Raw genomic sequence first — 25,326 nt, 5'->3', positions numbered from 1 at the left:
TTTTGTAAAAATAGAACAGTATTGCCGTTTAATTACGGCAGGTCATTCAAACTATAAATAAAAATAGCAATTTTTGTACCGTATCTACCTATTTAACTATTTTTAACGATTGAACAAGAAGAAAATAATAAATGATCCTGTTTACGGGTTCATCAGTATCCCGTCCGAATTCGTTTACGACGTCATCTCCCATCCTTATTTCCAGCGTTTACGCTACATTAAACAGCTCGGGATGACCCATTTGGTTTATCCAGGGGCTTTACACACGCGTTTTCACCATGCCTTAGGCGCCATGCACTTAATGAGTTTGGCCATCAACCTTTTAAAAAGTAAAGGACACACCATAACTGATGGCGAAGAGGAAGCCGCCATTTTGGCCATTTTATTACACGATATCGGTCATGGGCCTTTCTCGCATGCACTTGAACATTCTTTGGTAACCGGAATCAGGCATGAAGATATATCAGCCAAACTGATGCAGGACCTGAATACACATTTCGACGGACGTTTAACCCATGCCATTGAAATTTTTAATGGTACTTACCCTAAAAAATTTCTCCATCAATTGATTTCCGGGCAGTTAGATCTGGACAGAATGGATTATTTAAACCGCGACAGCTTTTTTACGGGCGTGAGTGAAGGCGTAATCAGTTTCGATCGGATCATTAAAATGTTTAATGTTTACGATGATAATCTGGTGATTGAAGAAAAAGGCATCTATTCTATAGAAAAATTTTTAATTGCCCGCAGGCTGATGTATTGGCAGGTTTATCTGCACAAAACAGTAATATCTGGCGAGATGATTCTGGTAAAATTACTGGAACGTGCTAAGGAGTTAGCTGCTGCCGGCGAGAATTTGTTTGCTTCGCCATCCTTAAATTATTTTTTAAAAAACGATATCAACGAGGCTAATTTTTTTGAACAGCATGAAAATCTTGAGCATTTTACCAACCTTGATGATCAGGATATTTATGCTGCAGTTAAGGTTTGGACCAAACATGATGATAAAATTTTGTCTACGTTATGTAAAATGCTTACTGCCCGGAACCTCTATAAAGTTGAAATGGGTAACGAGAGGGCGGATACAGATCGCGTAAACTTTTTGCAGGATGCAGCAATTAATTTATTGGGAATTAAACCAGAAGAGGCCCGTTATTTTGTTTTTACCGATTCTATCCAAAACCGTGCTTATCACGCAGGCCTCGGAAATATTAAGATTTTAATGAAAAATAACGACATTGTTGATATTGCCAAGGCTTCTGATTTGTCCAATTTAGAGTCGCTACAAAAAACTGTAGAGAAATATATCCTCTGTTACCCAAGAGGTATTTAAGTTTTTTTAACAAAATATTTGACTTTTGGTGCCGTTTTAACTCTTATTATTGTGCAAATAATACACCGTTTAACCCATGCAGGTTTTTTTGTTCATATCAATTTAACATATACCTTTGTACGATGCAATTTACTGCCACGCAGATAAGTCAGTTTCTAAACGGTTCCATTGATGGTAACCCCGATGTAGCCGTTACCGAACTTTCTAAAATAGAAGACGGGAAGGAAGGCTCCCTATCTTTTCTTTCTAACCCTAAGTATGAAAACTTTTTGTATTCTACGAAGGCTTCAGTTGTTATCGTATCTAAAGATTTTGCGCCTACCCAGTCTTATACCAGCACACTAATCCGTGTTGAAAATCCATATAGTGCGTTTACGATTTTACTGGATAAATATAACGAAGCTATCAATGCACAAACCATAAAATCCGGGATTGATCAACTGGCATTCGTTCATCCTACCGCAAAAATCGGCAATAATGTATTTATCGATGCTTTTGCTTACGTTGCCGAAAATGTAGAGATTGCTGATGGTTGTAAAATAAATGCACAAACCTTTATTGGTGCTAATTCAAAAATTGGCAAAAACAGCACCTTTTTTCCTGGTGTAAAAATATACCACAATTCTATAATCGGCAGCAGTGTGGTTATCCATGCCAATACCGTTATCGGAAGTGATGGCTTTGGTTTTGCACCACAAAAAGACGGCACTTATAATAAAATTCCACAGATCGGAAACGTTATTATTGAAGATGACGTGGAAATTGGCGCAAACACCACTGTAGATCGCGCAACAATGGGATCTACAATTGTGAAGAAAGGTGCGAAAATCGATAACCTGATCCAGATTGCCCACAATGTGGAAATTGGCGAAAATACCGTTTTAGCGGCACAGTCTGGCATATCCGGAAGCACAAAAATTGGCGCAAATAGCGTTATTGGCGGACAGGTAGGTATAGCAGGACATTTAACGTTAGCTAAGGGAACGCAAATTGGTGCACAGGCCGGCATAAATTTTAATATTACAGAAGAGAATAAACAATGGCATGGTAGTCCGGCGCAACCACTCCGTAACTGGATGCGGGCTTCAGTCATTTTCAAACATCTTCCCGATGTGGAAAAAAGAATAAATAAGCTCGAAGAGGAGTTGAAAAAGCTCACCGCCGAACTGGAAAAGAATACAATACACAATGAACGTTAGACAAAAAACGATTAAACAGGAAATATCAGCATCTGGTGTTGGTTTACACACTGGTGCTAATGTTACTTTAACATTTTGCCCCGCCCCCGAAAATCATGGCTTCAAATTTCAGCGTATTGATTTAGAAGGCCAGCCTATTATCGACGCTGATGCAGATAATGTTACGGATACCTCACGAGGTACTACGATAACCCAAAATGGTGCTAGCGTAAGCACCGTAGAGCATGTTATGGCATCGCTGGTGGGTATGGACCTTGATAACATACTGATTAAATTAGATGGTCCGGAAACACCGATCATGGACGGGAGTTCTATCCAGTTTATTGATTTACTGGAAGAGGTGGGTACAGTTGAGCAAAATGCAGACCGCGAGTACTTTACCATTCCACATAACATTACCTATACAGAGGAAGATAGAAAAGTAGAAATTGTGGCCATGCCGTTAGACGATTACCGTTTTACCTGCATGATTGACTATAACTCTCCTGTTTTGGGCAGCCAGCACGCTGGTATTAACACCATTGCAGAGTTTAAGAAAGAAATTGCTTCATGCCGTACTTTCTGCTTTTTACATGAACTGGAATACCAGTTATCGCACAATCTAATTAAAGGCGGCGATTTAAATAACGCCATTGTGATTGTAGATAAAGAAGTTACCAAGGACGAACTGAGTCACCTGGCTAAATTATTTAACCGTAAAGATATCGATGTTGCCCCACAAGGGATTTTGAACAACATGGAACTGCGTTACCAGAATGAGCCGGCACGACATAAACTTTTGGATATGATCGGCGATTTGGCCCTGGTTGGCATGCATTTAAAAGGCCATATCATGGCCGCCCGTCCAGGCCACGCCGCAAACGTTGCTTTTGCCAAAAAGATTAAAGCAGCGATTAAAAAAGAGAAAAACAAAAAAGTACAGAAGGTATACGATCCGAGTGCAAAACCATTGTTCGATGTAGTGAAGATCATGGAAATTTTGCCTCACCGCCAGCCATTTCTCTTCGTTGATAAAATATTAGAACTTTCTAAAAACCACGTGGTTGGGGTTAAAAACGTAACCATGAACGAAGAGTTTTTCAAAGGTCATTTTCCAGGTGCTCCGGTATTTCCAGGTGTACTGCAAATAGAAGCTATGGCACAGGTTGGCGGGATTCTTGTTCTTTGTACTGTACCAGACCCAGAGAATTACCTTACCTATTTCCTGAAAATAGATAATGTTCGCTTTAGGGCACAGGTACTTCCTGGCGATACCATTGTTTTCCGCTGCGATTTACTTGAACCCATCAGAAGAGGCATTGCCCAGATGAAAGGTGTAGGTATGGTAGGTGAAAAAATCGTGGTAGAAGCCGAAATGATGGCTCAAATTTCAAAAGTTAAACAAGCAGAACCCGCTCAATAATGATACAACCTTTAGCATATATACACCCACAGGCAAAAATCGCAGAAAACGTGGTAATTGAACCTTTTGTAGTGATACATAAAGACGTTGTAATTGGCGAGGGCACCTGGATCGGATCAAATGTGACCATTATGGATGGCGCCCGGATCGGTAAAAACTGCAGAATCTTTCCTGGTGCGGTTATTTCAGGAGAGCCGCAGGACTTAAAATTTGCCGGTGAGATTACCACCGCAGAAATTGGCGATAATACCACAATACGGGAGTGTGTTACCGTTAACCGTGGCACAAAAGATAAATGGAAAACCACTATAGGCAGCAACTGTTTAATCCAGGCCTATTCGCACATCGCACACGATTGTGAGGTTGGAAATAACTGCATATTTTCAAATAGTACCACCTTGGCGGGCCACATCACCATTGGAAACAATGTGGTTTTAGCTGGTTTGGTTGCCATACATCAATTTGTTAAAGTTGGTTCTTATGCTTTTGTAACCGGCGGTTCATTGGTACGTAAAGACGTGCCACCATATGTCAAAGCAGCTCGCGAGCCACTTTCTTATGCCGGCATCAACTCTGTGGGGTTGCGTAGAAGAGGGTTTACGAACGAGCAGATTGATGAAATTCAGGAAATCTACCGTGTACTTTTTGTAAAGCACAATAACGTAACGAAAGCTTTAGACATGATCGAAGCCGAATTTAAACCTACTGAAATACGTGATGAAATCGTAGATTTTATCCGCAATTCTAACCGTGGGGTAATGAAGGGCTTTGGCATGGGAAGCTAATTAAGGTAGAATGCCAAAGGGTTTAAGGTAGAGGGTTAAACATACTGCTTAACCAGATTCAAATAAATGTTCACGAGTGATTTAAGATGGTCCGGATAGATTCAGAACATGTGGATTTTAGGATGTTAGCTGCTTTATTAGATCTGGATCTGGTTATTCGAGATGATGATGATCATGCCTTTTATGCACAATTTAATCAGATTGAGAGCATTAAGGAGCTTGTTATTGCCTATCGGAGGAGACTGCCGGTTTGCGGTGTGATAAAATCTTTCACCGCCATAGCAGCCGAAGTAAAAAGGATGTTTGTACGTCCAGATTACAAGAAGCAAAGCCTAGCTGCTAAAGCTTTAAGCGAATTAGAAAACTGGGCTATTGAGCTCGGTTTTTCCTTATGCGTTTTAGAAACAGGCAAAAAACAGCCAGAAGCCATTGCACTTTATCAGAAGGCAGGTTATCGCATCACGGACAATTATGAACAATATATCGGCATTGATAATAGCGTTTACATGAATAAACCGCTCATCGTTAAACCCTAAACGCTTGGTACAAATGAATATTACTTTACAAAATGTTGGCAGAAGGTTTAACAAAGAGTGGATTTTCAGAAATCTAAGCGCAGAACTTACCTCAGGAAACAGTTACGCAATACTTGGACCTAATGGTTCTGGTAAATCAACACTGCTTAGCGTTTTAAACGGTAGCTTATCCCCTTCTGAGGGCAAAATTTCCTTTTTTATAGATAAGACCGAAATCCCCGTCGAAAATATTTATAAATACACCAGCCTTGCTGCCCCCTATCTGGAACTGGTTGAAACTTTTACGCTAAAAGAGATCATTGATTTTCATTTTAAGTTTAAAGATTTTGCTACTGATTTAGACGCAAAAAAGCTGATCAGTATTTTAGGATTAGAGAAAGCAGCAAATAAACAAATCAAGTATTTTTCTTCGGGAATGAAGCAAAGAACCAAACTGGCTTTGGCCTGTTGTGCAGATACACCCATTTTATTTTTAGATGAGCCAACAAGTAATTTAGACGTTCAGGGCATAAGTTGGTACCGCGAACTTATTGAAAATTTTGGGAAAGAGCGGCTTACCATAATCGGTTCAAATCAAATACAAGAATACGATTTCTGCTCTAAGCACATACAAATATCTGATTATAAGTAGCTTAAGCTACATTAAAGCGATTATAGCAAAGTCTGATTTGTCATACATTTGTATTATAAATATTTTTTTGAAAAAATATTTTGAGATTCGTAGATTATACTTACCTTTGCACCACCAAAAAGAGAAACAATTATTTAATTTATCTCTCTAAGTAAAGATTATATTTTTCCATTTTTGGAATCAATTATATAGCCCCTAAAGGCAAAGAATTTTTCATAGTTTAGTTTGAGGTTTAGGTTGATTATGCCTTTGGAGTGGTTCCCAAAGGCATTTCTTTTATAAGGACTTTTTTCCATCACACGGCTCACCTTTTATAAACCAGATCGCAATAAAATACTTTGGATTCATGCCATCTCCGTTTTACAACTTAGAAACTGGAAGAAGATTAAAACGAAAGTATGCCTTTCTGGTTACGATTAATGAAGGTTTTGCTTTTCAAATCTGTCTGCATTTTTTAACTTTGATTTTTAATTCTTAACAAAACAATATTCACGATTACAAAATGGCAAAGGCATCAGAAGTAAAAAGCGGAAATGTACTTCGTTTTAACGGAGAGTTGGTAAGTGTAGAAGAGTACATCCACCGTACTCCAGGGAATTTAAGGGCTTTTTATCAGGCGCGTATGCGCAATGTAAAAACCGGTAAAATTGTAGAATACCGCTTCCGTACAGATGAAGAAGTGACCATTTGCCGGGTAGAAACCAGCGATTATCAATACCTCTATGAGGATGGCGATTACCTGGTAGTGATGGATAATAACACTTATGAGCAGTACAACATCCCCAAATTACTTTTTGGCAGCTCGATTAAATTCTTAAAAGAAGGTATGAATGTTACCATTGCTTTTGAAAGTGATGAGCCGATTGTCGCCCAACTGCCTAATAGTGTAGAACTGGAAATCACCTATTCTGAACCTGCCGTTAAAGGCGACACCTCCACCAGTGCGCTAAAATATGCCACTTTAGAAACCGGCGCTGAAATCAGGGTTCCTCTATTTATCAATCAGGGAGAAAAGGTGAAGATTGATACCAAAACAGGCGAATACATGGAGCGGGTAAAATAGTTTAACGATGGTTTAAATTTTCTTAAACCATAAGCCTTATGCCTTAAACCTTTATCGTTTTTTATCAAAATAATTTTACCTTTGCCGTCACGAAAAACTGAAATACAAATCCATTTTAGGATCATACAATATGGCAAAAGCATCAGAAATTAAAACAGGTAACATTCTTCGTGTAAACAATGAGCTGGTTACTGTTGACGAATGGAATCACCGCACCCCAGGAAAAGGTGGCGCATTTTATACCGGTAAATTCCGCAACATTAAAACAGGCAGAATTGTTGAAGCCCGCATGAATACCGATGAGGCAGTAGAAATCTGCCGCGTAGAAACCAACGATTACCAATACTTATATGAGGAAGGTGATTCTTTGATCGTAATGGACAACAACACCTACGAACAGTTCAACGTTGAAAAATCCTTGTTCGGTTCGGCAATTAAATTCTTAAAAGAAGGCATGAGCATCATTGTATCAATGGAAAGCGATGAAGCCATTATGGCCCAGTTACCAAACTTCGCCGAATTTGAAATTACTTACTCTGAGCCTGCGGTGAAAGGCGATACTTCAACAAATGCGCTAAAAGCAGCAACATTAGAAAATGGTGTTGAAGTTAAAGTTCCTATGTTTGTGAACCAGGGCGATAAAATTAAAATTGATACCCGTACCGGTGAGTACGTTGAGCGTGTAAAATAATTTTAATCAGCACATATAGAGGCCTCTGAAGCATTAACTTCAGAGGCTTTTTAGTTTATTATGACCGGGAAGGCTTCAAAAACCTCCGGAGTCTGTAAAATATTTCATTTGTCATTATGTTGAAATCTCAAATCAGAAAGCAAGCGCTGAAGGATCGATCATCACTATCCGACTCCGCATATAATAAGTTAAACGCAGCACTCTTAAAACAGTTTAAAACGCTGGATTTTAGCTCAATTAAAACGATCCATATCTTTTTGCCGATTAAGGAACGAAAAGAACCTGATACTTTCATGCTAATCGGATGGCTCAACAAAACCCTGCCGGATATTAAAATTATTGTACCCAGGGCAGATTTTGAAACGGCATTAATGACCAGTCACGAATACTTAGGGGTAGGCGATTTAAAACAGAACGTTTATAACATCCTTGAACCTCAAAAAGGAAGCCTGCATGAGGGCGAAGTAGATCTTGTAATTATTCCGCTTTTAGCTTTCGATAAACAGGGCTATCGGGTAGGTTACGGCAAAGGTTTCTATGATCGTTTTCTTAAAGGTTTAAATGCTCAAAAAATAGGTTTATCTTTGTTTCCTGCAATCGAAAAAATCGACGACGTACATGAACATGATATCAAACTCGATTTTTGCATTACACCAACAGAAATTATAAAGTTTTAAGCTCACCGGCATGCCACAGGAAATTGTTATCAAAACCGAAAAACAGTACGAAGACAATATGATTGCCGTATTTGAACTTCAGGAAAAAGAAGATTTAACGGACGAAGACCTGAAACAAATAGAATTAATGTTAAAGGCTGGGGAGAAATACGAAGCAGAGCATCTGTAAGGGTTCATTAGTCAATGACCATTGGTTTATTGGTCCGGGTGCTTAATAAACAGTCTGTATCTCGCGTCATCTCGACTGGAACGCAGTGGAATGGAAAGATCTACCTGGAGTTAAATTTCTTATTTGCGTTTCGTCCCGTTTGATATTATGGATTTTGCGGGATAAATCAATTCGGGAACAATCCGTGTTCTCAATGCATATGTGCTTAAACCCGAGAACGATGTGCTTTCACAAAATCGCTCACCAGATACGCGATCAGCTTAGCGGTTAACCGGTTTACCCTACCATCCAGCATCCGAGTAGCTCCTTCACAAATATGTAGATAAGAAAACTTATTGGCTTTACTCAAGATTAGCTTTCTGATATCATTAACCGCAAATCCAGACGGTGTTTCCGCACTCGAAAGCACGTTCTGAATACAATCCAAGTCAATTTCCAAACCTGCTGTTGGCCCTAATTCTCCAATTAAACGGTTATAATCCGCTCCGATTAAAATATCCTCAAAAAATACGGCCTTTAATTTAGGATTGTTATCGATCTGGCTTAAAATAGCCTCATTGTTATAATTCTGATGCAGCCCATATATCAAATAATTACCGAGATAATTTTCATTTAAAGCGTAAGAAAAACCATTTCCGCTATGCCGGCCTTCCAGTTCCCTTAAATCAGCATGCGCGTCAATATTTAGCACATCAATTGGGCCTCTACAGGCTAAGGAAGCACCTTTAATCATGCCATAAGCATTGTTATGCCCGCCACCAATTACAATCGGGATTTTTCCTGCCGCTACAATTTTTTCAATGACAGGATAAACCAATTCGTCAATTTCAGCCACTTTATACCGCAACCCTTTTAGGGAAGCGTCACCCGGCTCGTCAACCTCGAAATGGCCCAAAACCATGATTTCCTTACCATCCAAAAAATGGTTACTCTGGATATTTAAAAAAGCCGTCAAAGCCGGGCGCCATGCCGATGCGGCTCCTGCAACTCCGGCGTTTGCACGTACACCAATATCTTCAGGGATGCCCAGCAACACAAATTTCGCATTGATGTTTTGCAATTCTTCCCATGATGACCAAACAGCAACTTTCTCGCCCAATTTAGTTTCACCATCACGGCGGATAATTAACCGATCGATGTCGTGCCGTGCATAGATTTTAAGGTTATCCATTATAAATTTTACCATTTAAAATCACCTGATCTACCAGACTTTCGCCAAAACTATAGGGCAGATAAGCAATTGATGGCACCGGTTTAGTAATCATTAAATTTGCCTTTTTTCCAACTGTAATACTTCCATAATCCCCGCTCAACTCCATTGCCGCAGCACCGTTTAATGTTGCCGCATTGATAGCCTGTTCCGGAAACATTTTCATTTTAATGCAGGCTAATGACACTACAAAATTCATATTTCCCGAAGGTGTTGAACCCGGATTGTAATCGGTAGCCAAAGCTAACGGCAAACCAGCTTTAATAAAGCCCTTGGCATCGGCGAATGGAATCCCTAAGTAAAACGAACAGGAAGGCAGCAACGTTACAATGGTATTCGCATTTCTCAACGTTTCAATGGTCTCTTCATTACTTTCCTCTAAATGATCGACTGAAACGGCCTCATTTTTAACAGCAACCTCTATTGCTCCTGAAACTGAGAGTTGGTTGGCATGTATTTTAGGTTTTAAACCATATTTTGCCCCTGCTTTGAGTATCTGGTCGGTTTCTTCAACAGAGAAAAAACCTTTTTCACAGAAAACATCAATATAATCGGCCAGTTTTTCTTCCGCGATCTGAGGTAGCATTTCATTAATAATCAAATCAATGTAACCCTGATGATTGTTTTTAAACCCGGCAGGAAAAGCATGGGCGGCCAAAAAAGTGGCTTTAACCGGAATCGGGAATTGATCTTTCAGCCTGCGGATTACCCGCAACATCTTGATTTCACTTTCAGTCGTCAATCCATATCCGCTTTTGATTTCAACTGCCCCTGTTCCCTGAAGAATCATCTGTTTTAACCTAAGAGCAGCACTTTGAAACAATTCATCTTCTGTTGCCTTTTGAAGTTTATTGGCCGAGTTTAAAATCCCTCCACCCGCCGCCGCAATTTCTTCGTAGCTTTTGCCCTGTATTTTCATGGCAAACTCTTCCTCACGTGAGGCTGCAAAAACAATATGCGTGTGGCTATCGCACCAGGATGGAAAAACGTAACGGCCTTTCGCCAAGACTTGAGATGGGAGATTTGAGATTTGAGAAGGAATTGAACTCATTTCGCCGAAATCTTTAATAATGCCATCTTCTATCAAAAGCCATGCGTTTTCGAGAATAGGTAAATAATCCAGTTCACTGCCACGAAGCACTAACTTTTCTTTAGGATGCAGGCCTACAAGGCCTTTTATGTTTGTGATCAGCATATATGGGCTGGTTAATTGTTGAAACTGTATAAACTGGTTAATCGAAAATTGGACTCAGTTAACCGGTTTAAACAATTAACCGATTAACCCAAAAACCTATTCGATCTCTAAAAGCACCGGACAATGATCAGAATGTATGGCATCAGGTAAAATCCTTACATTTTTCAGGCGGCTTTCCATGGGCGTTGTTGCAAGATGATAATCGATCCGCCAGCCCAGGTTCTTCCCTCTTGATCCTGCACGGTAACTCCACCAGGTATAATGATGTGGGTCTTTATTAAAATGGCGAAAGGTATCAATAAAACCGTTATCTAAGAATAACTGCATCCACTCCCTTTCTTCTGGCAAAAAACCAGATGAATTGGCATTGGATTTTGGGTTATGAATGTCAATAGCAGTATGGCAGATATTATAATCGCCGCTCACAATCAAATTTGGAATCTCTTTACGTAATTCTCCAATGTAAGCATCAAAAAACCGCATAAATTCATATTTCTTTACCTGACGATCATCTCCACTAGAGCCCGAGGGCATATAGAGGCTCATTAAAGAAAAATCATCAAAATCAGCTCGTAAAATGCGTCCTTCTTTATCAATCCACTCTTCACCGCAGCCAAATTCTACATGATTAGGTTTGATTTTAGCTAAAATGGCTACGCCACTATATCCTTTTTTCTCTGCAGGGAACCAATAATGGTGGTAACCCAACTGTTCAACCAGTGCAATAATTTCGGGGATTTGCGAAGGTAACGCCTTTACTTCCTGTAAACAGACCATGTCGGCATTGGTAGCTTGTAACCAACCAAAAAAGTTTTTGGTACTCGCAGCCCTAATCCCGTTAACGTTATAAGAGATAATCTTCATTCAGTAAATTTCAATTGTTGTGAACGGTAAATTTAGAGATTTATTAAATAAATGCTTAGTAATTCAGATTTGCTTTCGTTAAATTTGTTTATGAGCATCGAAGAATTAAAAATAGAGATTGCAAAAAAGGTTTTCGAAACAGATGACGAGAATCTTTTGTCGGAGCTGGACATGCTTTTAAGCCATAGTGAACCAGTTGTTTTAGAAGAACTTCCTCAAAACGTCCAAGATGGAATTAAAAGAGGGCTTAAACAGGCTGAAGAAGGTAAATTAACTCCTCATGATGAAGTAATGAAACGGGATCGTTTAATTACATAACCATTTTATCTTTCAACCCTCCCTGAAGCAACTGTTTCTCCAATTTTTTTACTTCTCTCTTTTTCAAAACGGTTACTTCCATTTTCACGTCTTGCTTTGGCCGGTCGTTTTTATTCGTTGGCAAAGCGGCAATTTTATCCACCATATCCAAACCCATCACAATTTCACCGTAAACAGTATAATTACGGTCTAAATGTGGCGTACCGCCGATCGTTTTATATATTTCCCGCTGCCATTGAGGAATTTTGAACTTCAGCCGTTTTTCTTCTAAATTATCCAATTGCTGGTCGGTAAAAACCTTACCCTGAACAAGGTAAAACTGACTACCACTCGATGCCTTGGCCGGATTAACATCATCACCCTCCCTGGCCGCGCCTAAAATGCCTTTTTTGTGGAATAAGCTATCATTAAACTCTGCCGGGATGGTATATTTTGGCCCACCTTCGCCCAAAAGCGAATCTGGCTTTGCATTTTTAGAATCCGGATCGCCACCCTGAATCATGAAATTATTAATTACCCGGTGAAACAACACCCCGTTATAATATCCGGATTTGACTAGTTTTAGAAAATTATCACGATGCAAAGGGGTTTGATTATATAGTTTAATAATGCATTCTCCAAATTCAGTTTTAATCCTAACATATTGATTTTTTGGCTTTGCAGCAAAGGCTGAAAGTATAGAAAAGGTACAGAGGAATAATAATATTTTCTTCATTTGAATGGTGTTTAAGGCTAAAGTAAGCTAAAAAATGAAATTGAGTAAATAATTATTGGCTTTATTCGATTTTTTTTCCCTTACCTTTGTATTGATGAAGTTAAAACAAAAAATAGCACTTTCTTTGGCTGTATTCTATGCAGTTAGTGTTATGGGTTTGGCTTTAAGTCTCCATTTCTGTGGAGGCAAACTTGAAAATGTTAAACTTTTCAGCAATGAGGTTTCCTGTAAGTTCTGTAAGGATATCCCTGCAGAAAAGAAAGATGATGATTGCTGCAAAAACACCCGGGTAACAGTTAAGGTTAAAGATAGTCACCAGGCAGAGGCACAAGTAAAAATGCCTAAGCTATTTTCTATCCAGCTTTTTCTTCACCCGCCAATTTTAGCATTTTTAACAGATATTACCCCGAAATTTTTTAGTAAAATTTCAAATAAAGCGCCAACACTTTCCTCGCGGATTGCGCTGCATATTTTCAATTGTATTTTTAGGAATTAGGATTCTATTATTCCCGTTATGCTGATCCGATGGCTTATCGGATTCGTTTAGCATCTATTTGCTATGTAAGCGCTGATAACGCGGCCTGACAATAGCTTCATTTATTCTAATTTAAAAATCATGAAAGCAGTAAAAATATTCAGCATCATTATGCTATTCTTTGCCGTTAATGTTTCGGCACAAAAAATATCCTCAGCAGATTTACAGGTAACCGGTTTAACCTGTTCTATGTGTTCAAATGCTACACAAAAGTCATTAGAAACCTTAAACTTTATCAGCAGTATAAAACCTGATTTAAATAAAAACATCTTTGTGCTTACCTTTAAGCAAGACACGAAAGTCAACCTTGATCTGGTACGCAAAAAAGTTCAGGATGCTGGTTTTTCAGTTGGTGGCTTAACAGCAAGCTTCAATTTTAACGATGTAAAGATTGATGATAAAGGCCAGGCCATTATTGATGGAAATGTATACCGTTTTGTAAACGCAAAAAGCAAAACACTTAACGGAACTGTAAAAGCCAGTATTGTAGATAAAGATTTCATTTCAGGCAGTGCATTTAAAAAGCAAGCCACAAACGCTAACTCTGATGCTTATGCCAGCGGAACTGGTGTGGTTAATGGGAAAAAAACACGCATCTATCATTTAATTCTTTCTTAAGATGAGGCGAATATTAGTATTGGCGCTGATGGTGATTGGCGCCTATACAAATGGTTTTACACAAGAATTATATGTATTTACCGAGCCGGCCAGTAACATGCCAACCAAATCGATCGGCGTGAGGCTTACCAACGAGGGCATGTTTAATAATCCGGGGTTTGTAAGCAGGACCATTCCTGAGGTAATGATTGGTTTTAATAAAAACCTGATGATGCATCTGCAGGGTTTTATGTCGGATATGGATGGTAAATACCGCTTAGAGGGTGGTAGTTTATATGCCAAATACCGGTTTTTATCTCTGGATGAGGCACAAAGCCATTTTAGGGCAGCGGCTTTTGGTCGGGTGAGTACCAGCAAACGACCAACATATACAAGAGACATTAACCTGGAGGGCGACAATAGCGGCCTACAGGGCGGATTGGTTTTTACCCAGCTGCTGCACAAACTGGCATTATCATCAACACTGGGTTATGCCCATGCTTTCGAAAATAGCGAAAGGCAAATTACCGGAATGCCGCAACCCAAGAATATGTTGTCCTATAGTTTATCCTCAGGTTATTTGGTTCTGCCGGTTGTTTACAAAGATTATAAGCAGCCTAACTTTAATGTCTATCTAGAACTATTAGGTAAAACTGATCCAGGCAGCGGCCAGTCTTATTTAGACATTTCCCCGGCTATACAAGTAATTTTAAACAGTACTACCCGTATCGATTTTGGTTACCGTTTCCAGGCAGCTGGAAATATGGATAACCGATACACCAAAAACATGTACCTGCTTCGTGCAGAATTTAATTTCTTTAACGTTTTAAAATAAAAAAAGATGAAACATCATGGTTTCCATATTTAAACTAAACATCAAACCATGATTGCTTCATCACCATTAAAAACTATATAAAAAAAGATGAAAAAAATATTAGGATTGGTTGCCTTCATGACGATCGCGACAACAGCATTCACTTACGCGCAGAGCAAAACAGACGTAGCATTAAACCAGGTATTAACGGCTTACTACGATGTAAAAAATGCATTGGCCGCAGATAAAAAAGATGTTGCCATAGAAAAAGCAAAAGTTTTATCAGCAAAGGTAAATGCAGTTAATCATAAAGACCTGCCGGCAGAGCAGCATAAAATATTTATGGAACAGGCTGCAGTTATCAAAAGTAAATCTGCTCAACTTGCTGGCTCAAACGACATCAAAACCCAAAGAAAGGCTTTTGAAGGAATTTCTTATGCCATGATCAAAACATTGAAAAGCTTGAAATTTAACAGCCAAACCGTGTATGTTCAACACTGCCCAATGGCAAAAGCGAGCTGGTTAAATGAAAAAGAAAACATCGAAAACCCCTATTACGGAAGCATGATGTTTGATTGTGGTGATGTTTCTGAGACCATAAAATCGAAATAATGCAGTTGCATATCAAAAATATGGTATGCAACCGTTGTAAAATGGTGGTTAAGGCCGAGCTGGAAAAGCTTGGCTTTAAACCCCTATTGGTTGAGCTTGGCGAGGTTACCCTTTCCGAAAACATAACAGCTGATGATAAAATTAAAATTGCGGAGCAACTAAGCCATTTTGGTTTCGGGCTGCTAGAAGATAAAAAGACCCAAATTGCAGAACAGATTAAAACTGCCATCATTAACCTGGTTCATTACACCGTAGAACCACTGAAAATCAATCTTTCCGCTTACCTCAGCGAGCAGTTGAAACAGGAATACACAGGCCTAAGCAGCATTTTTTCTGAGGTCGAAAACCAAACGATTGAAAAGTATTTCATTGCTCAAAAAATAGAGAAAGCAAAAGAAATGCTTACCTATGGCGAGCTTACTTTGAGCGAAATTGCTGCACAGCTTAACTATAGTAGCGTGGCGCACCTGTCAGCACAGTTTAAAAGAGTTACCGGAATTACACCTTCGGTTTATAAATCCGGGTCAACAGATAGCCGGAAAACGCTGGATGAGGTTTGAGTATGTAAAATGGAAAAGGTAAGATGGAGGATGGGCATAAAGCTTATGGTCAATGGTTAGATAGATCATAGTTAATGGCCTAAAAGCAATTGTCAATAAGCCAAAAACAATTAATCCATTCAAACAGTTAACCGATTAACCCCGCCAAGCAATTTCTTACCATAAGTCAATACTGTTGGTTCAGTTATCAACTACATTTGCGTCTAAATAAAATCACTAAATATGAAAAAATTATTCTTATTTCTGATCGCTACCTCAATCAGCGTGGCATCATTTGCGCAAACAAGTTGGAAAATCGATCCGATGCACTCATTTGTTAACTTTTCAGTTAAACATATGGGTATTTCTTTTGTTGATGGTTCATTTAAAAAATTCGATGGAACGGTTAGGGCTTCTAAACCAGATTTAACCGACGCCAAAATCAGTTTTACGGTTGACGTAAATAGCATTACTACTGGTGTAGAAATGAGAGATGGCCACTTAAAAACGGATGATTTTTTTAATGCTGAGAAATTTCCAACAATGAAATTCGAAAGCACTTCTTTCAAAAAATTAAGCGGTAACAATTATGAGTTAAGTGGTAAATTAACCATTCGCGATGTAACCAAAGATGTAAAATTTGCGGTTGTTTATGGCGGTACAGCTAAAGATCAACAAGGCAATACCAAAGCTGGATTTGGCGCTAGTACAACCATTAACCGTTTAGATTATAATATTAAATATGACCCAACTGGTGCAGGTGTTGCAAAAGATGTTGCCATCAAATTAAACCTGGAGTTTGTTCAGGGAAAATAATTGCTAAATCGTCATTCCGGGCTTGTCCCGGAATCTTTGGTTTTAAATAGATCCTGAAATAAGTTCAGGATGACGGTTACTTAAATAAAATAACATGTCTGCACTATCCCAATTCAGAAACTTTACTCAGCGCTTGCCCCAAACGGATTTAATGCCAACGCTTTTTATTGGCCATGGCTCACCAATGAACGGCATCGAAAATAATGAGTTTAGTGAGAGTTGGGCAGATTTGGCCAGGAATATCCCTGTTCCAAAAGCAGTTTTGGTAGTATCGGCACACTGGTACACGCATGGCACTTTTGTAACTGCAATGGATTTCCCTGGTACCATTCACGATTTTGGCGGTTTTCCGCAGAAACTGTTCGACGTGCAATATCCCGCTCCGGGAGATCCGAAACTGGCGGCAGAAATCCCAAAATTAATTCATTCCACATCTGTTGGTCTTGACCATGATTGGGGTTTGGATCACGGTACCTGGACAGTTGTAAGGCACATGTACCCTAATGCTGATATCCCAGTTCTACAATTAAGCATTGATTATACCAAATCGCCAGCCCATCACTACGAAATTGCCAAAGAAATTTATGCCCTCCGCAAAAAAGGCATACTGGTTATCGGCAGCGGTAACATGGTCCATAACCTGCGCATGCTCAGTTGGGAAATGATTAACGGCGGCGGTTACGATTGGGCAATAGAAATGAACGATAAGTTTAAAAATCTAATTGCGAACGGCGATCATCAACCTTTAATCAATTACCGTAACCTCGGCACAGATGCGATGTTGGCCATTCCTACCCCAGAACACTATCTGCCACTTATTTACACCCTTGGCTTGAAAAACGAGAAAGAAGATGTTTCTTTCTTTAATGATAAAGCAGTGGGAGGTTCTTTAACCATGACTTCGGTTGTCGTAGGATAATATCAGGGTTTAGGGTTTAGGGTTTAGGGTTTAGGGTTTAGGGTGAAACTGATCCATTAAAAAACTTGTTTTAGCTGTTGTAATCAAGTTTAAGTCTTAAATGTCTTAACTTCTTGATGGTTAAAATAAATTATGATAATCTATTCTCAGCATTCAGTTCATTATAGGGACTAAAGATACTTTGAGATTTCTCGACTGCGCTCTAAATGACGATCTATCTCATAATGACTAAAGGCTAAAATTTTATAAAACTTTATGATTATTCTGTAACGCTTTTGGCCTTAAGAAGCGGTAAATTTGCATAAAGAATTTCATCATGACACATACCTATCAACTCACAGGAATGACCTGTAGCAGTTGCGAAAATAAAGTTAAAAGTAATCTGCTTGTTTTACCAGAAATAACTGCTGTAGAAGTTTCAAAAGATAACCATTCTGCTACCATTAGCATGGATAAGCACATCGGCTTAGATACGCTCCAACAGGCTTTAGGTGGTAGCGAAAGCAAATACCAGATCTCGCCAGTTTCACATAACGAAATGGTTGAGGAAGCCAGATCATGGGCTGAAACCTACAAGCCCATTTTATTGATTTTTGGATATGTTACCGCAATTTCATTAGTGGTTTCGTGGCAGGATAATGCGATCAATTTTATGTTGTTTATGCGCATTTTTATGACGGGTTTCTTCCTGACATTTTCTTTCTTTAAAATGCTGAACTTAAAAGCCTTTGCAGAAAGTTATGCCATGTACGATATCGTGGCTAAAAAATTTGGTGCATGGGGATATATTTATGCTTTTATTGAACTCGGATTAGGGCTTTCTTTTGCTTTAAACCTTTCACCAGTTGTGGTTAATTGGGTTACGCTGATTGTCATGACGGTAAGTATTCTTGGGGTTCTGGAAAGCGTTTTAAATAAAAAGAAAATTCGATGTGCTTGTTTAGGGGCAGTGTTTAACTTACCCATGAGTACCGTAACCATTGTTGAAGACGCGATTATGATTGCCATGAGCGCAGCCATGTTGATTTTGATGTAGTTAAATATTATTCTCTTTTTTAACGTGGTCGTCACCCTGACCTGTAGCGAAGCGGAAAGGTACGCAGTAAACCGAGCCTTAAGCGAGCTCACCGAAGGTAATTTATTTCAGGTTCTTTCATGCTAAAAAGATGCTGAAATAAATTCAGCATGACGAATCGTCTATTGCCGCTTATACCTAAACTCTGATTTTCGGCTTTTGCCATTCAATTCACCTTCAATCCAAGCGAGCATTTCATTTCTGCCTACGTTTTGGTAAACAATTCTCTGCGGAAAATCATGAGCCGCATTTTCGAAAATATAAATCTGATCCTTTGCGGAAATAAGCTTAAAACAAACTTCTTTACCTTCGTTCTGGTTAACAACAGTTGAACAATATAAAACGTCTTTTCCTACTTTTCTGATCTGCAATGTTTCAGTAAGTACGCTATCTCCGTTTGCCTTGACACGGTAACTCTTTCCTTTCAGTATTTTACCAGCACCCTGCTCCCATTGTTCCACAACTTTACCTTTGGACGTTTGCATTTCCCATGAGCCCAATACAAATGAAAAGGTTTTTGATGGATTTTTTTGTGCTTTAACATTACTATAAAAACCGGCAAGAATTAAAATCAGGGCATATAAATAGATTCTTTTCATTTGTTTATGGTATTGGTGAGGTGTGCAAGGTGATGTTTTCCGTGCCAGGCGTACATGCCCAGCATATTGGCCAAAGTAAGTTCTTTATTTTGAGCCGGATGAATATATTTCCTTTGGTAATCCTCGATTTTCAATGTTTTTAAAAAAGCAACCCAACGCTGGTGTAAACCCGTTAACAGCTCAATAGACAATTTAATATCACCACTTCTGGCCTCCTCGGTTTCTGCCCAGCGTTCCTCAAAATACGGCCTGATTACCGGCACATCCTCCGTAATGGCCTGTTTAAAACGGATATAGGCATTAATATGGCTATCCGGAACATGATGAACAACCTGCCTCAATGTCCAGCCTCCGGGACGATAGGTCTGATCCAGTTCTTCATCAGTTAGATTCTCTGTAGTCTTTTTAATTTGGCCCGGTAATGCCTCTATATCAGAAATCCAGGCATCAATCTGTTTTTGATCAAAGATATCAGGCATAACAAACTGACCAATAGGGTATTTAAGCTGTTCTAAATCCATAGAACCAAAATAAGGAGAATTTTCGAATTTTTAACCGCAAAGATCACAGAGAGGAAGGCACAAAGGACACGAAGCTGGGAGCATATTAAACAATAAATCCACATCCATCTTCTCAGATCCGGGATCTACATCAATTTCTTCAGCCATTTCAACAAACCCATTTTTTTGCCATAAGGAGGATAAACCATCTTGGTTACACCAAATTTTGATTGAAAAACCACTGCCCTTTCGTGCGAAAAGGTTTTAAACCCGAAAATACCATGACAACTTCCCATCCCACTGCTATTAACACCTCCAAAAGGCAAATTCGGATTGCTGATATGCACCAACACATCATTTACGCAGGTTCCGCCGGCACTGGTCTCCTTAATAATCTTATCCTGATTTTGTTTTTTATCCGAAAAGATATAAAGCGCCAGTGGTTTGCTTTTGCTATTGACTAAATCAATAGCCTCCTGCAAATTTTTAAAAGTGATCACAGGCAAAACGGGTCCGAATATCTCTTCCTGCATAATGGTACTTTTTGCGTTTACCGAAGTTAACAGCGTGGGCAGCATAGTCTGGCTCTTTTCGTCTATTTCGCCACCAAAAGCCAATCGTGCTCCATCAGCAATTGCCTGTTCTTTTAAATTATTCAACCGGCTAAAATGCTTACCATTGATGATTTTGGCATAATCTTTTTTATTGATTCTTCCATCTTCAAAAAACAAATTCTGAACGGTATTTTTATAATGTTCTACAAAGTCATTTAGCCTGTTTTCTTCAATCACCACATAATCTGGGGCAATACAGGTCTGCCCGGCATTGACCAGTTTGCCCCAGGCGATTTTTTCTGCAGCCTTTTTAATATCAGCGGTTCCGTCTACAATAGCAGGCGATTTCCCCCCAAGTTCCAAGGTAACCGAAGTCAGGTTTTTCGCTGCAGCTTCCATCACTACTTTGCCAATGGCCGTACTTCCGGTAAAAAAGATGTGGTCAAACGGAAGTTTCAACAGCGCGGTAGAAACATCAGCATCGCCTTCAAAACAGGCGATTTCTCTTGGTTCAAAGGTTGCTGCAATTAATTTACTGATTACACCTGCCGTTGCTTCGCTTAATTCAGACGGTTTCAGTACGGCACAATTTCCCGCTGCTATTGCCGAAACCAACGGACTCATGATTAATTGCAAAGGGTAATTCCATGGTGCAATGATCAAACAAACACCCTTGGGTTCGTAATATATTTTATTGCCGGCAAACAGGTTACTCATGGTTCTGCCAGCAGATTTAGGCCTCATCCAAGCCTTTATTTGTTTGATGGCATGATCTATTTCTGCATAGGTAAAATAAAGTTCAGTTACTGCAGTTTCGAAACGGTTTTTACGCAGGTCCTTTTCCAACGCGTTAAATATGACCTCTTCAGCGTTAACTAAGGCTTGTTTTAATAATTTTAACTTGCCGATCCGCGTTCTTGCGTCTGTTTTACGTAAACTGAATTTATGCTTTTGCTGTAAATCGAAAACTGATTTGATCTCTTGTTCCATAATTCTGACAGTTGCTGTCTTTTACCTCAAATCGGTTTACAGAAATTTCCATTTAAATTTAGTTAAAATGCTTCCATTTCATTAAAATTTCATTCATTTAAAGCATATTGCAGCAAATTTTAATAATAAAAGATGAAAAGACTGTTTTTTGTTTTCGCATTCATCATTCCCCTGGTTATCCATGCCCAAACCTTAAAAACAGATGTGCTAGTGATCGGCAGCGGTGATGCTGCTTATACCGCATCTTTTCAATCCTTTAAATCTGGCGTAAAAACCATCCTGCTCACCCAAAAAGAACAGCTGGATCTAGATAAAATAACCGCTACCCACAAAGTTTTTTATCAGGACTTTTTAAAGCGTGAAACCGAAAATGCAAACAGCTTAAACATTGCCAAACCAAAACCAGATAGAAAAAAGCCGTTAAAAGTAACGGTTGATAGCACCCTGCTATTGAATGTGATCAATAATACCCCTTATACCGAAATTAAACGTTCAGGAAATGGCTGGGAGATAAAACTGGCCAAAGATAAAACTATTAAAGCCAGGATCCTGGTATTGGCAGACAATCCGGACAAGTTGATGGGCGCATTGAAAATTGCTTCGTTAAATCCGGCTTCTTCAAGTACTTTAAATTATACCGAAAATATTTACCGCACGACGGTAACAAGCGTCGCCTCAGCAGGAGCAAGCTTCCTGTCATTGTACAGTTTATTGATCCCAGATGAGGAAAATTTGCTTTACATTGATAAAGATCAGTTTGAAATTGGACGAGCAGCCGGGGCGACAGCTGCTTATGCTGCATTTTTTAACACCAAAACCAGCCTTTCAAACTTAAAAAGCATACAGGGTGAATTATTGGCCTACAAACATGCATTAATGCCCTTTGAAGATATAAAACCCGTGGATTCTAATTGGTTGGCCATTCAAAAAGTTGGTGTAACAGGCATCATTAAAGCCGAAATAAAACAGAAAAAAGCCTATTTTAATCCTGAAGAACTGGTGACGTATGATGAGATTAAGCAACCGATCAAAGATTATTATTATAAAGCCCAGATCTGGTTCGACGATCATCAACATATCCCCATCAATTTAGAAAATACCATTTCACTGGTTTGTTATGTGGGCAATAAATCAGTTGAAGCTACCAAAGCGGAATTACAAAAAAGGTGGAATAAAAATTATAAGTTTAGTTCTAAATACGACCTAAAAAAGGTGTTAACCAGACGGGAATTTGCAGTAATCATAAACGAATACTTAAAGCCTTTCGATGTTGTGAATATAGATAAAACCGGTAGGGTAATCCGTTAATGATTATCAACAGATTAAGGATATAATTTCAGATTTCATCTGTGCTTATCTTTTTTATCTTGGGTTAACTGATAAGACTGAGGCGTTGTAACATTTCCATTTCCTTCTAAAATTAGTTTGTGCTTTACCTAAATTGCATCCAAACCTAAAATTCATGAAGAAATATTTACTTTTCCTTTTGCTTTGCACAGGAGAATATGCTTTTGCGCAACAACTGGCACCCTTAACTGTCGAAAAAATTATGCGCGACCCCAAATGGATGGGTATTTCGCCAAATAATTTTCGCTGGACTGCAGACGGCAAAACCCTTTATTTTAACTGGAACCCTGAAAATAAAGCCAAAGAAGAATTATTTAAGGTTTCAGCAACAGCTGCCAAACCCGTTAAAGCCGTAGAAAAAGAAGATGAAAAATTATTAAGTTTAAATTACGTTTATAATAACGATCGTTCCCTTGGTTTGGTCGAAAAAAGCGGGGACATTTATTTACAAAACTTTAAGACGAATAAGGAAACCCGATTAACCAGCACGCAGGAAAGGGAAAGCAGTCCGGTTTTTTTGACCAACGGCAACATCGTTTATCAACTGGGTGATAATCTATTCATGCTAGATTTAAAATCAGCAGAGACTAAACAGCTCACTAATTTTGTTAAAGGCAAAAAAGCCGGAAGAGCAGAAAGCAAAGCAACTACCGAACAGGATAAGTGGCTAAAAGCACAACAGACAGAACTTTTTGATATTATAAAAAAACGAAATGCCGAAACCAAAAATGGTTCCCGTGGAGGAAGAGGCCGCTTTGGAGGTACTGCTTCAGATACAAAACCGTTAAAGGAACTTTATACCGAAGATAAGTTTTTAAATGGTGTGGTGATTAGTCCGGATGGGCATTTTATCACTTATAAATTAACCACACCTGCACAGAACAACCACAATACCATTGTTCCAAATTATATCACTTCCTCAGGCTATACTGAAGATATTCCGGGAAGAACCAAAGTTGGAGAAAACGAAAATATCTCACAGGGGTTTATTTATGATACGCAGCGGGATACAGTATATACCATCCAAACTTCAACCATTCCGGGAATAAAAGATTTACCTGATTACCTGAAAGATTATCCGAAAGAACTGGATACCTTAAAAAAGAAAAATGCTGATCGTCCTGTAAATTTCTTTGGGCCGTTTTGGAACGATAACGGAACGACGGCGATGGTAGTGGCCACTTCAACCGACAACAAAGACCGCTGGATTTTAAAACTGGATGCCCTAACCGGGGTTTTTTCCTTAATAGACCGTCAACGTGACGAAGCCTGGATTGGTGGACCAGGCATTAGTGGCTTTTATCAGGGCAATACCGGATGGATAGATAACAACCGTTTTTATTATCAGAGCGAAGCAACGGGGTATTCACACCTTTACGTAGCCAATGTAAATACCGGAGATAAAAAGCAGCTTACTTCTGGCAAATGGGAAGTACAATCGGTACAGTTATCAAAAGATAGAAATACGTTTTATATTAAAGCGAATAAAGAGCACCCTGGTATTACCAATTTCTTTAAAATCGGTGTAAATGGTGGTAAACTTGTACAGATTACCACGATGAAGGGCTTAAACGACATTACCCTTTCTCCTGATGAAAAGTACCTCGCCATTAATTATTCTTTTATCGATAAACCCGGAGAATTATACCTTCAGCCCAATAAAGTTGGTGCTAAAGCCGTAAAAATTACCCAGTCTACTTCTGCTGAATTTAATTCCTACAAGTGGCGCCAGCCAGATATGGTTTCTTTTAAAAACCGTTATGGCGCTGATGTATATGCAAGGGTCTATAAATCAGAAAATCCACATCCTAACCACCCTGCTGTGGTTTTTGTTCACGGTGCCGGTTATTTACAAAATGTACACTTTGGTTGGAGTACCTACTTCCGTGAGTTTATGTTCAATAATTTACTGGCTGATAATGGTTACACCGTAATCGATATTGATTATACCGGGAGTTCGGGCTATGGTCGCGATCACCGTACCGGTATTTACCGCCATATGGGTGGAAAAGATTTAACCGATCAGGCAGACGGAGTTAAATTTTTGGTCGAAAAATACAGTGTTAATCCAAAGCATGTAGGCTTATATGGGGGATCGTACGGCGGTTTTATCACGTTGATGGCCATGTTTAACGAACCAGATGTTTTTGCCAGCGGCGCGGCTTTGCGTTCAGTTACCGATTGGACACACTATAATCACGGCTATACATCGAATATTTTAAACGAACCATTTAACGACCCAATTGCCTATAAAAGAAGTTCTCCGATTTACTTCGCCGATAAATTAAAAGGCAATTTATTAATGGCACATGGTATGGTTGATGTAAATGTACACTTTCAGGACATTGTACGCCTAACGCAACGTTTTATCGAATTGGGTAAAAATAACTGGGAACTTGCGGTTTATCCGGTAGAAGACCATGGTTTTGTTGAGCCAAGCAGCTGGACAGATGAATATAAAAGGATATTTAAATTGTACGAGAATACATTAAAGAAGTAGATTTTCATTTTTTTGGTCGTCATTGTGAGGAGGAACGACGAAGCAATCTTACTATAGCTGCCAGCGTGCGCTTTAGGATTGCTTCGTGCCTCGCAATTGACGGGCTTTTTATTGGAGCTTATTAATGGTAAGCATAAAAGT

General features: G+C 39.1%; 28 protein-coding genes. 21 read left to right on the top strand and 7 right to left on the bottom strand.

Annotated elements, in window-relative coordinates; genetic code table 11:
• Positions 1-109: 109 nt before the first annotated feature.
• The 10 genes from BM107_RS11550 (at position 110) to BM107_RS24685 (ending at position 8,486) form a co-directional block, all read left to right on the top strand.
• Positions 110-1,333 (top strand): HD domain-containing protein, encoded by a 1,224-nt coding sequence (locus BM107_RS11550; RefSeq protein ID WP_166672348.1) that lies wholly within the window; start codon positions 110-112, stop codon positions 1,331-1,333.
• Between the two features lie 122 nt (positions 1,334-1,455).
• Positions 1,456-2,532, top strand: a complete 1,077-nt coding sequence (gene lpxD, locus BM107_RS11545; protein ID WP_090983434.1) for a UDP-3-O-(3-hydroxymyristoyl)glucosamine N-acyltransferase — start codon at positions 1,456-1,458, stop codon at positions 2,530-2,532.
• Positions 2,522-3,934, top strand: a complete 1,413-nt coding sequence (locus tag BM107_RS11540) for a bifunctional UDP-3-O-[3-hydroxymyristoyl] N-acetylglucosamine deacetylase/3-hydroxyacyl-ACP dehydratase (protein WP_090983432.1) — start codon at positions 2,522-2,524, stop codon at positions 3,932-3,934. The genes lpxD and BM107_RS11540 overlap by 11 nt, the downstream gene beginning before the upstream one ends.
• A complete protein-coding gene (gene lpxA, locus BM107_RS11535) occupies positions 3,934-4,719 on the top strand; it encodes an acyl-ACP--UDP-N-acetylglucosamine O-acyltransferase (protein ID WP_090983430.1) in 786 nt (261 codons plus the stop codon). Before BM107_RS11540 ends, lpxA begins: the two co-directional genes overlap by 1 nt.
• A gap of 122 nt (positions 4,720-4,841) precedes the next feature.
• Positions 4,842-5,255, top strand: a complete 414-nt coding sequence (locus BM107_RS11530) for a GNAT family N-acetyltransferase (protein WP_244278796.1) — start codon at positions 4,842-4,844, stop codon at positions 5,253-5,255.
• A 13-nt stretch (positions 5,256-5,268) separates the two neighbouring features.
• Positions 5,269-5,886, top strand: coding sequence for an ABC transporter ATP-binding protein (locus BM107_RS11525; RefSeq protein WP_090983426.1), 618 nt, complete (start codon positions 5,269-5,271; stop codon positions 5,884-5,886).
• Positions 5,887-6,388: 502 nt separating this feature from the next.
• Positions 6,389-6,949, top strand: coding sequence for an elongation factor P (gene efp, locus BM107_RS11520; RefSeq protein WP_090983424.1), 561 nt, complete (start codon positions 6,389-6,391; stop codon positions 6,947-6,949).
• 130 nt (positions 6,950-7,079) lie between these two features.
• On the top strand, positions 7,080-7,640 hold the full coding sequence (gene efp, locus BM107_RS11515; RefSeq protein ID WP_090983422.1) for an elongation factor P: 561 nt from the start codon (positions 7,080-7,082) through the stop codon (positions 7,638-7,640).
• A 116-nt stretch (positions 7,641-7,756) separates the two neighbouring features.
• Positions 7,757-8,317, top strand: coding sequence for a 5-formyltetrahydrofolate cyclo-ligase (locus BM107_RS11510; protein ID WP_090983420.1), 561 nt, complete (start codon positions 7,757-7,759; stop codon positions 8,315-8,317).
• Between the two features lie 10 nt (positions 8,318-8,327).
• Positions 8,328-8,486 carry a hypothetical protein gene (locus tag BM107_RS24685; protein ID WP_159435231.1) on the top strand — a complete coding sequence of 53 codons (159 nt, stop codon included), beginning with the start codon at positions 8,328-8,330 and terminating at the stop codon, positions 8,484-8,486.
• Positions 8,487-8,691: 205 nt separating this feature from the next.
• Here the strand turns inward: BM107_RS24685 and BM107_RS11505 are convergent, their stop codons facing one another.
• The 3 genes from BM107_RS11505 to BM107_RS11495 form a co-directional block, all read right to left on the bottom strand.
• Positions 8,692-9,657 carry a formimidoylglutamase gene (locus BM107_RS11505; protein WP_090983792.1) on the bottom strand — a complete coding sequence of 322 codons (966 nt, stop codon included), beginning with the start codon at positions 9,655-9,657 and terminating at the stop codon, positions 8,692-8,694.
• Positions 9,650-10,891, bottom strand: a complete 1,242-nt coding sequence (gene hutI, locus BM107_RS11500) for an imidazolonepropionase (protein WP_090983418.1) — start codon at positions 10,889-10,891, stop codon at positions 9,650-9,652. The genes BM107_RS11505 and hutI overlap by 8 nt, the downstream gene beginning before the upstream one ends.
• Positions 10,892-10,987: 96 nt before the next feature.
• On the bottom strand, positions 10,988-11,755 hold the full coding sequence (locus BM107_RS11495; protein WP_090983415.1) for an exodeoxyribonuclease III: 768 nt from the start codon (positions 11,753-11,755) through the stop codon (positions 10,988-10,990).
• Positions 11,756-11,845: 90 nt separating this feature from the next.
• On the opposite strand from BM107_RS11495, the gene BM107_RS11490 reads away from it, so the two are divergent.
• On the top strand, positions 11,846-12,073 hold the full coding sequence (locus BM107_RS11490; RefSeq protein ID WP_090983413.1) for a hypothetical protein: 228 nt from the start codon (positions 11,846-11,848) through the stop codon (positions 12,071-12,073).
• Here the strand turns inward: BM107_RS11490 and BM107_RS11485 are convergent.
• A complete protein-coding gene (locus BM107_RS11485) occupies positions 12,066-12,788 on the bottom strand; it encodes a peptidylprolyl isomerase (protein ID WP_090983411.1) in 723 nt (240 codons plus the stop codon). The two genes, BM107_RS11490 and BM107_RS11485, sit on opposite strands and share 8 nt — an antisense overlap.
• 94 nt (positions 12,789-12,882) lie before the next feature.
• Here BM107_RS11485 and BM107_RS11480 point away from each other — a divergent pair, with 94 nt between their 5' ends.
• The 8 genes from BM107_RS11480 to BM107_RS11445 all read left to right on the top strand — a co-directional run bounded on the left by BM107_RS11480 (position 12,883) and on the right by BM107_RS11445 (position 18,656).
• Positions 12,883-13,284, top strand: coding sequence for an HYC_CC_PP family protein (locus BM107_RS11480; RefSeq protein WP_090983408.1), 402 nt, complete (start codon positions 12,883-12,885; stop codon positions 13,282-13,284).
• Positions 13,285-13,404: 120 nt separating this feature from the next.
• Positions 13,405-13,941 (top strand): heavy-metal-associated domain-containing protein, encoded by a 537-nt coding sequence (locus BM107_RS11475; RefSeq protein ID WP_090983406.1) that lies wholly within the window; start codon positions 13,405-13,407, stop codon positions 13,939-13,941.
• A gap of 1 nt (position 13,942) precedes the next feature.
• A complete protein-coding gene (locus BM107_RS11470; protein WP_090983405.1) occupies positions 13,943-14,755 on the top strand; it encodes a hypothetical protein in 813 nt (270 codons plus the stop codon).
• Between the two features lie 87 nt (positions 14,756-14,842).
• The gene (locus tag BM107_RS11465) at positions 14,843-15,346 is read left to right on the top strand and encodes a DUF3347 domain-containing protein (protein ID WP_090983403.1); all 504 of its coding nucleotides are present in this window, start codon (positions 14,843-14,845) and stop codon (positions 15,344-15,346) included.
• Positions 15,346-15,906 (top strand): helix-turn-helix domain-containing protein, encoded by a 561-nt coding sequence (locus BM107_RS11460; RefSeq protein WP_090983401.1) that lies wholly within the window; start codon positions 15,346-15,348, stop codon positions 15,904-15,906. The genes BM107_RS11465 and BM107_RS11460 overlap by 1 nt, the downstream gene beginning before the upstream one ends.
• Positions 15,907-16,128: 222 nt before the next feature.
• A complete protein-coding gene (locus BM107_RS11455; protein WP_090983399.1) occupies positions 16,129-16,701 on the top strand; it encodes a YceI family protein in 573 nt (190 codons plus the stop codon).
• A gap of 94 nt (positions 16,702-16,795) precedes the next feature.
• The gene (gene ygiD / locus BM107_RS11450; protein WP_090983397.1) at positions 16,796-17,620 is read left to right on the top strand and encodes a 4,5-DOPA-extradiol-dioxygenase; all 825 of its coding nucleotides are present in this window, start codon (positions 16,796-16,798) and stop codon (positions 17,618-17,620) included.
• Between the two features lie 316 nt (positions 17,621-17,936).
• Positions 17,937-18,656 (top strand): heavy-metal-associated domain-containing protein, encoded by a 720-nt coding sequence (locus tag BM107_RS11445; protein ID WP_090983396.1) that lies wholly within the window; start codon positions 17,937-17,939, stop codon positions 18,654-18,656.
• 161 nt (positions 18,657-18,817) lie between these two features.
• Here BM107_RS11445 and BM107_RS11440 read toward each other — a convergent pair whose 3' ends face one another.
• The 3 genes from BM107_RS11440 to BM107_RS11430 all read right to left on the bottom strand — a co-directional run bounded on the left by BM107_RS11440 (position 18,818) and on the right by BM107_RS11430 (position 21,338).
• Entirely contained in the window at positions 18,818-19,294 is a 477-nt protein-coding gene (locus BM107_RS11440) for a DUF6265 family protein (RefSeq protein WP_090983394.1), read from the bottom strand.
• Positions 19,291-19,815 (bottom strand): YfiT family bacillithiol transferase, encoded by a 525-nt coding sequence (locus BM107_RS11435; RefSeq protein ID WP_090983392.1) that lies wholly within the window; start codon positions 19,813-19,815, stop codon positions 19,291-19,293. Before BM107_RS11435 ends, BM107_RS11440 begins: the two co-directional genes overlap by 4 nt.
• 125 nt (positions 19,816-19,940) lie before the next feature.
• Positions 19,941-21,338, bottom strand: coding sequence for an aldehyde dehydrogenase family protein (locus BM107_RS11430; protein ID WP_090983390.1), 1,398 nt, complete (start codon positions 21,336-21,338; stop codon positions 19,941-19,943).
• 132 nt (positions 21,339-21,470) lie between these two features.
• On the opposite strand from BM107_RS11430, the gene BM107_RS11425 reads away from it, so the two are divergent.
• A complete protein-coding gene (locus tag BM107_RS11425) occupies positions 21,471-22,646 on the top strand; it encodes a hypothetical protein (protein ID WP_090983387.1) in 1,176 nt (391 codons plus the stop codon).
• A 154-nt stretch (positions 22,647-22,800) separates the two neighbouring features.
• A complete protein-coding gene (locus tag BM107_RS11420) occupies positions 22,801-25,185 on the top strand; it encodes a S9 family peptidase (protein ID WP_166672349.1) in 2,385 nt (794 codons plus the stop codon).
• Positions 25,186-25,326: the final 141 nt, after the last annotated feature.

The sequence above is a fragment of the Pedobacter suwonensis genome, from assembly GCF_900111825.1.
Taxonomy (GTDB): Bacteria; Bacteroidota; Bacteroidia; order Sphingobacteriales; family Sphingobacteriaceae; genus Pedobacter; species Pedobacter suwonensis.
Note: the sequence above shows the minus strand (reverse complement) of the source record. Positions and strands in the feature narration are given on the sequence as shown.